The organism is Streptococcus sp. HMSC071D03 (assembly GCF_001812125.1).
Classification (GTDB): Bacteria; Bacillota; Bacilli; order Lactobacillales; family Streptococcaceae; genus Streptococcus; species Streptococcus pseudopneumoniae_N.
Genome location: NZ_KV807810.1, coordinates 1 through 1,570 on the forward strand (window position 1 = coordinate 1; position 1,570 = coordinate 1,570).

The 1,570-nt window shown below is 36.8% G+C and carries 3 protein-coding genes; all 3 read left to right on the forward strand.

The window, feature by feature from the left end:
* The coding region (locus tag HMPREF2837_RS09470; protein ID WP_148131864.1) for an LPXTG cell wall anchor domain-containing protein at nt 1-641 on the forward strand (641 nt) is incomplete at its 5' end.
* A 67-nt stretch (nt 642-708) separates the two neighbouring features.
* A complete protein-coding gene (locus HMPREF2837_RS09475; protein ID WP_061087875.1) occupies nt 709-1,128 on the forward strand; it encodes a hypothetical protein in 420 nt (139 codons plus the stop codon).
* Between the two features lie 81 nt (nt 1,129-1,209).
* Nucleotides 1,210-1,437 carry a hypothetical protein gene (locus HMPREF2837_RS09480; protein ID WP_000402890.1) on the forward strand — a complete coding sequence of 76 codons (228 nt, stop codon included), beginning with the start codon at nt 1,210-1,212 and terminating at the stop codon, nt 1,435-1,437.
* Nucleotides 1,438-1,570 lie beyond the last annotated feature (133 nt).

A 1,570-nucleotide genomic window follows, 5' to 3' on the forward strand; every position in this document is an offset into this window, starting at 1 on the left:
ATCAAACATTTAATTACAAATTAGTTGGTTCCCTAGTGCCAAAAGATCGCTCAGAACAGTTATTTGAGTATAAATTTAGCGACGACTATGATGAAACACATGATGATTATCAGAGTGTCTATCAAGTGTTTACTGCTGTAGATTTTGAAACAAGTGACGGCCAAAAATTCAAAGTTGGTGATGAATTAACTAAGTTCACAAGTCAGGTAGTAGACAAGGCTAAAGGTAAAGTAGATATTAGCTTTGATGAAACTTTCTTGAAGTCAATTTTAGAGACATCAGAATTTCAAGCAGAAGTATATCTACAAATGACACGCATTCAGTCAGGAACAGTAGAAAATACTTACTATCATACTGTTAACGGTGTGGAGGTTGTTTCTAATACGGTTGTGACTCATACTCCAGAAGAACCAAAACCAGAAGAACCTAAAAAGGAAGAACCAAAACCAGAGCCAAAGCCGGAACCAAAACCAGAGCCAAAAACTCCTGAAGAAAATCCGCAGAAACCAGTAACTCAACCAGAACGAAGCTTGCCTTCGACAGGGGAGAAGGATTCTGCAGATTTACTTTTAGCTGCTCTAGCAATGGGAAGTGTTGCTACAGGCTTGCTCTACAGCAAGCGTAAGAAAAAAGAGGCTTAGAATACTCTAGGAACCTTTAAAATAAGCTATTTGGTATAATAACGGTAAATCGTGGAGGAGTAGAGTTATGAAATTTGGGAGTGATTTTTCCTGGTTATGGGTAGCAATTATTAGGATTTTTACAGCTCCCTTTTATATCATTCTTTGGTGTATTAATGTTGTGAAGTCTGCTGTAGGTATGTTTTTATTCTGGATTATAGGAAAGATATGCCTGACACTTGTGTTACTTGCATTGTTAGCTGGTATACACTATCTTTTTAAAGAATCCAGTGAAAAATTTTTATCAGCTATTCTTGGATGGTACTATCCTAATATTATGGGGTGGTCCACTGAACCATGGATGACTTCTGGTCAAGTGTTTGAAGCTCCCAAAGGGGCAGTTAGTTTTTTCCCATATCCACATATTGAAGCTACCATTATGATAGTACTTACTCTTCTAGTAGCTACTGTTCGGACGATTTATCGTGAAGAATTTGATGAATTGTAAAAATAGTATTGTGTTTGGCACTGTAGAAATTTCTACAGTGCCTTTTGTTATAAAAAAAGAAATTAAAAGAGGTAAAACAAAATGGAAATTATTACAAAAATTATTACGGGTCTTGGTGTAGTTGGAACAATCACAGGTCTTATCTGGATCTGGAATGGTGCGGTCGATTATATTCAAGGAAGAAAGAACAAAGATAAGCAAAGGCAAGATGATGGGTCTGATTCTATGATTAATGGTGCATTTTTAGCTGTTGCTTCTGCTGGGATTGCGGCTGCAGTTGTTGCATCACTGTCTCAACTAAAATTTTAGGAGTAGCCTATGAATTTAGATATTAGAGAGCTGACAAGCTCTCTTTCTAGTTACAGCTCTGCGACAAACCAAGCTGTAAATATAATGGCTGATGCAGTCAGACCTATTGGGTATATCCTTTTAGGTCTTTTTT

Coding starts and splice junctions, on each gene's coding strand:
- HMPREF2837_RS09475 (WP_061087875.1), top strand. CDS start 709: ATGAAATTTGGGAGTGATTTTTCCTGGTTATGGGTAGCAATTATTAGG.
- HMPREF2837_RS09480 (WP_000402890.1), top strand. CDS start 1,210: ATGGAAATTATTACAAAAATTATTACGGGTCTTGGTGTAGTTGGAACA.